Consider the following 6198-nt stretch of genomic DNA (forward strand, 5'->3'; position numbering starts at 1 on the left):
CCGCACAGCCCCCTCCCCGCCCGCCCCCGCGACCCCCGCGGCGCCCTACGCCCCGCCGACCCCCCCCGCCCCGCTGACAGCTGACAGCAGACGGCTGACAGCGAATAGCAAAAAACAAAGATGCTGGATCCCGATTTGCATCGGAATGACGAATAGAAGAAAGTTCTTACGCCTTTAACGATTTTGCCAACAGCTGACAGCTGACAGCCAGATGACCGTAGGGAATATCGACCGTAGGGAGAATACAGCGGCGCATAGCGTCAATATACAAGTGAAACGAACAACAAAAAACGAGGTGAAATAAAATGCCGGCAAGTTACAGAGAACTAAAAGTATGGCAGGAATCGATGCTGCTTGTAAAAGAAGTCTACAAATTTATTGATAATCTTCCTGAAAAAGAAAGGTTTGCTTTGGCAGATCAGATGCGGCGTTCGGCAATATCTGTTCCGTCGAATGTTGCCGAAGGGCAGGGAAGAGGTTCTGACAGGGATTTTGCACGGTTTGTATATATAGCCAAAGGCTCATTATGCGAGTTGGAAACACAGCTTGAGCTTTGTATCATGCTAGGATATTTTTCAAGGGAACAACTTAATTCGCTTTTTGATTTGGCTGCTGAAATCGGAAAAAAGATTAACAATCTGATTAAAAAGCTGACTATATCAGATAACGTAAAGTTTGGTTAAAAAAAATGGTTTCAAAATGCACAAAAGATTTTAAGCCATCAGCTGTCAGCTGTCAGCTGTCAGCCGAAATGCACGAACACGAACATTGTCACTGCGGAGAACATTCTCATACAGAGGGTATGCACCGGCATATCAGAGACCATGCGGAGGACTGCGCCTGTAAGGCGTGTGCCCGCGCGGCAAATATTTTTGACGAACTTGAAGAGGAAATCGGGGAGCAGAACAGGGAGTTCAGAAAGGAAGTAACGTTCCTTGCGGTTACGGGCGCGATATTCGCGGCGCTGATGCTTGTCAGCCATGTTGTGCCGGAATATGAGCACAGTCTGCCTGTGACCTGCGCGTTTTTCGCGCTGTTTGCTCTCTGCGGCATGCCTGTTGTGAAAACCGCGCTGTCGCTGCTTGCGAAGGGCGATATTTTCAACGAATACACACTCATGTCAAGCGCCGCGTGCGCGGCCGTTTTCATCGGCGAAGTTCACGAGTCTGTCGCGGTGATGCTTTTTTACAGATTGGGCGAAGCGCTTCAGGACAGGGCGGCGTCAAAATCACGCCGCTCCGTCAAGAGCCTGCTTGCGCAGAAGCCTATGGAGGCAAGGCTTATCATAGGTGACGAAGAAAAACTTACCGAGCCTTCGGAAATTAAAAAAGGCGACACCGTTCGTGTGCTTCCTGGAGAAGTAATACCTGTTGACGGTCGTGTCACGGGCGGTGCCTCTCAGATTGACTGTTCGGCAATCACCGGCGAATCGCTTCCGGTTTACGCGCAGAAAGGCAGCGATGTAAGCGGCGGCACGCTTTCAATAGACGGAGTTTTGACAATAGAAGCCTCAGGGCCTTTTGAAGACTCCACAATCTCCAGAATGCTTGAAATGGTGCAGAACGCTGTTGAGAAAAAAGCGCCTGCGGAGCGTTTTATTACCCGCTTTGCAAAGTGGTACACTCCCGCGATGTTCTTTGTCGCGGCAGCCGTTTTCTGCCTGCTTCTGCTGCCTGGCAGAAGCGCCGCTGACGCGCTGAGCCCCGCGCTTGTCATGCTTGTAATTTCATGTCCCTGCGCGCTTGTAATTTCTGTTCCGCTGGGCTATTTCGGCGGAATAGGCAGAGCCTCCGCGCGCGGTATTCTTGTCAAAGGCGCCAATGTTTTTGACAATCTGCGCAGAGTCACGGCCGCTGTTTTTGACAAAACAGGCACCCTGACCTACGGCAGATTTAAGGTCGCGAAATATTTTCCGGCGGACGGCGTATCCGGGCAGGAACTGCTTAAAACGGCTGTACTTGCCGAAAAAGGGTCAGCTCATCCTGTCGCGCAGAGTATATGCAGGGAAATGCCCGAAATTGCCCTTTCCGGCGATGCAGAGGTTACGGAGCTGCCCGGAAAAGGAATGTTGTACAAAAACGGAGAAGATTGTATCGTTGCCGGCAATTCACTGCTTATGGCGGATTACGGCGTAATTTCTCCCGCAATGCCCAACGACGGGACTGTGGTTCACGTCCTGAAAAATAACGTCTATCTCGGCTGCATAGCGGTTGCGGACGAAATCCGCGAGGATTCCTACGCCGCCGTGCGCGAGCTTGAAAAGCTTGGTCTGCATACCTACATGCTTACCGGCGACAGGGAAGAGGTTGCGCGCGTTGTCTGCGACAAACTGGAAATGAGCGGCTACCGCGCGGAACTGCAGCCTGAGGACAAGGTTGAGGCGCTGCGCTCAATATGCGGAGGCGATTTGTGCCGCAGCGTTTTTGTCGGAGACGGCGTGAACGACGGGCCTGTGCTTGTCACTTCGGATACTGGAATTGCAATGGGAGGATTCGGCTCACGGGTGGCGGCGGAAGTCAGCGACGTTGTGATAGTTGACGATTCTCCGTTAAAGGTCGCTGAACTGCTGAGAATAGCGAAAAAAACGAGGACGATCGTTTGGGAAAATGTTATACTTACATCAGGAATTAAACTGCTGTTTATGACAAGAGCGCTGCTTTCGATAGTCGGCGTATGCGGCGAACCTGCGCTTTGGGAGGCTGTTTTCGCCGACGTCGGCGTCGCGCTTCTTGCAATACTGAACGCAACGAGAACGGCAAGAGCGTAGAAGACGGCTGACAGCAAAAACAAGTGCAAAATGCAGAGTGAAAAGTGAAAAATGAAGAATAAGCTGAAAGCGGTAAGCATTAAGCACTAAACTGGAAGCTTAAAGCTTAAATAAAGGTTCTAACGCTTAACGCTTATAGCTTAAAGCTTAAAGCTTATAGCGCGAGCGAAGCAAGCCTAAGTGCTGAGTGCGCTTTTTACAAATTTATAATCCATAAAAAGGGGGATACATAAATGGACAGGCATACTGAGGAAAGAATTCTTGAGCTTCTGGAAAAGGACGCAAAGCTTAAAGCGTCGGAACTTGCGGTTATGCTCGGACTTGAAGAGGACGATGTTTCCGCGGCGATAAATAATTTTGAAAAAACGGGCATTATCCGCGGTTATCACGCGCTTGTCAACTGGGACAAGACGGACGACGAGAAGGTTTCCGCGCTTATCGAACTTAAGGTTACGCCGCAGCGCGGCAACGGTTTTGACAAGATTGCCGAAAAAATATATCAGTATCCCGAAGTTGACTCCCTCTATCTCATGTCCGGGAGATTTGATTTCACCGTTATGCTCCGCAAAGCAACAATGAAAGAGATAGCGCATTTTGTCGCTTCAAAGCTTGCGGTCATCGACGGCGTGCAGAGCACCGCGACGCACGTTGTCCTGCTCCGCTACAAAGACAGGGGCTTTATTATGACCGACGAAGAAAAACAGAAACGCATGATGGTGAATTTGTAATGCGCGATTTTGTCAACGATGTCATTAAAGGCATAAAACCGTCAGGCATCAGGAAGCTTTTTGACGTTGCCGACGAAATGCCCGATGCTATTTCTTTGGGCGTAGGCGAGCCTGATTTTGAAACCCCGTGGCATATCCGCGAGGAAGGCATGTACGCGCTGCAGAAAGGACGCACCTTTTACACCTCAAACGCGGGAATGCCCGAGCTTCGCGAAGCGATTGCGGAATACGTGAAGCGCAAGTACAAACTGCATTACGACCCCAAAAACGAGATATGCATCACGATAGGCGGCAGCGAGGCGATAGACGCGTCGCTTCGCGCGGTCATAAATCCGGGCGACGAAGTCATATATCCCGAGCCTTGCTACGTTTCCTACGAGCCCTGCATACGCCTTGCCTACGGTGTTCCCGTAAAGCTTGAGCTTACCGCGGAAACCGAATTCCGCCTCACGCCTGAAATTCTGGAAGCTGCAATCACGCCGAAATCCAAAGTTCTGCTTATTTCCTATCCGAACAACCCGACAGGCGCCATTATGGAGCAGAAAGACCTTGAAAAAATAGCTGAAGTCGTAAAAAAACACGACCTGCTTGTAATTTCCGACGAAATATACAGCGAACTTTCATACCGCAAGCCGCACGTCAGCATTGCTTCGCTTCCCGGAATGAAAGAACGCTGCGTGGTTATCAACGGGTTCTCAAAAGCTTTTGCCATGACCGGCTGGAGACTTGGATATTTTCTTGCCCCGAAAGAGCTTTACGGCAGCATAATCAAGATACACCAGTTCGGAATTATGTGCGCCCCTACTGCCAGCCAGTACGCGGGTATAGAAGCGCTTAAGGAAGGCGAAGCCGACGTCCGGGAAATGCGCACGGCATACGACGAACGCAGACGCTACCTTCTTGCGGTGCTAAAAGAGCTTGGAATTCCCTGCTTTGAACCTCTCGGAGCATTTTACATTTTCCCCGACATCTCCCAGTTCGGCATGAGTTCGGAAGAATTTTGCGAAAAACTGCTGAAAGAGCAGAAAGTCGCGGTAGTCCCAGGCTCTGCTTTCGGAGACTGCGGAGACAAACACGTGCGAATTTCGTACGCCTATTCGCTTGACGAACTTAAAGAAGCGATGGAACGTCTGCGGAGATTTGTAACAAATCTTCGTGAAAAACAGGCGTAAAAAACAGCCGAAATCCTCCGTATCAGCACAGGCTTTCACTCCGAGTATTACCGCGCATAATGACCGGATTGTTATATTTTTCCGGGTTGTGTTTTGCGCTGCTGTGAGGCATTCTTTACTATTCTTCCGAGTTCATTGTTGTTTCCTGCTTTAATTTATGATGTTCGCAGCTGAATTTTACCGCTTTAACGCGGCTTTTTATTTCTCTTTTTGCATTCTGTACCTTCGTAAATGCTGAATACTTGTTTTTATTCTACTTATTGCGAAAAATATTTGACATTTCGGCGAAACAGATTTAATATACGGGTGCATGAAGCGGATTCCATGCATTGTTTGTGTACCGAGACAGTTTGAAAATACAACAGCACAGCAGACTGCAACGGATTTTACAATAAATTGCGAACCTTATTGGGAAGGGCTGAAAAATGAACAATTTGAAAAAAGTTAAAAAATCGGCGGCGGCGTTAATGCTCCTGTCATTCATCTTCGGAACGGTGTCGCCGGCTATAGCAAGTCCTTTTTTATCATGGAGCGGGTTTCATAACGACAAGAACGTTCTTCGTACTGTCCGCCTTAACGGAACTTTTTGGACAAAGGCGCCGGCAGGCGGACTGCTCGAAGCAAGCTACAGTTGTCCTATGCCAGGCGCTCGAACGTGGGCCCAAGCCAATGGCGATGCCAATAATTATAAGAACAATAGTGTGAAAGATTCCTGGGAGAAAGCGATAGTCAGCAGTTCACGGCTGATGACTAAAGGGGAGTATGACGCTTTTACGAACCAGCTTGGCGGGACCGGTAAATTTACCTCCTACACAGAATGGTGGCTGTCAACGTATATTCAATATCAGCGGTATTATATAGTCAGAGAGGGTGGTGCAACTTACAGCGGACATGCCCTCAAGCCTTATAGCCGTCGTGCGAGACCGTATCTGGTGCTGAACGGAACCAACGTTAACAACAACGTCTGGTTCCTCAGCCCGTATAACGAAGGCAACGGAGCGAAAGGCTTGGTTGGAGCGATAACGACGGCAGCAGCAAACACGACACAGTACAAGATCACCTACAAAGACACTTCGCTTGCGGCACCTGTGATAGGCGGCGGAGCTCTGACGCTTGACGCGGCTGGGACATCGGAGTGGTACACTGCGACTGGCGACCGTGTATCGGCAACGGTAGGAAACGCTGACCCTCTTGCCGCGCCGGGCTACATGCTCATGAAATGGGTGAGTACGGCAAACACGCTCACGCTCGGAGGAGCTGGCTCCTACACGGGAGATGCGGATTTGTACCTGCATCACGAAATATACGGCACAAACTACGACCGAATGAGTGCGGCAAGCACTGACCTCAAAAGCCTCGGGCTCAAATTCACCTACGCAAACGGTAAACTTGTGGCGATGACGCTGCCGGAGCTGTACGGAACGGCAGAAAACGCGATTACCCTTAACAACGGCTTTGAACTCACGCTGTCCGGCGACAGTTACGCGCAGGACATCACAGCCGCAAGCGGAGGCGGCACCCTGATATCAAA

Annotated in this window: 5 protein-coding genes; all 5 read left to right on the plus strand. The window is 50.1% G+C overall.

Going from position 1 to position 6198, the window contains the following annotated elements; all coding sequences use genetic code 11:
- Window positions 1–305: 305 nt before the first annotated feature.
- Complete coding sequence (locus tag KBS54_07565) at window positions 306–683, plus strand: four helix bundle protein (protein MBQ0055977.1); 378 nt, start codon at window positions 306–308, stop codon at window positions 681–683.
- A gap of 68 nt (window positions 684–751) precedes the next feature.
- Window positions 752–2767, plus strand: coding sequence for a cadmium-translocating P-type ATPase (cadA, locus tag KBS54_07570; GenBank protein ID MBQ0055978.1), 2016 nt, complete (start codon window positions 752–754; stop codon window positions 2765–2767).
- Window positions 2768–3000: 233 nt separating this feature from the next.
- A complete protein-coding gene (locus KBS54_07575) occupies window positions 3001–3495 on the plus strand; it encodes an Lrp/AsnC family transcriptional regulator (GenBank protein MBQ0055979.1) in 495 nt (164 codons plus the stop codon).
- The gene (locus KBS54_07580) at window positions 3495–4667 is read left to right on the plus strand and encodes an aminotransferase class I/II-fold pyridoxal phosphate-dependent enzyme (protein MBQ0055980.1); all 1173 of its coding nucleotides are present in this window, start codon (window positions 3495–3497) and stop codon (window positions 4665–4667) included. Before KBS54_07575 ends, KBS54_07580 begins: the two co-directional genes overlap by 1 nt.
- A 425-nt stretch (window positions 4668–5092) precedes the next feature.
- A partial coding sequence (locus tag KBS54_07585) for a hypothetical protein (GenBank protein MBQ0055981.1) occupies window positions 5093–6198 on the plus strand: 1106 nt, incomplete at its 3' end.

The organism is Candidatus Equadaptatus faecalis, from assembly GCA_018065065.1.
Classification (GTDB): domain Bacteria; phylum Synergistota; class Synergistia; order Synergistales; family Synergistaceae; genus Equadaptatus; species Equadaptatus faecalis.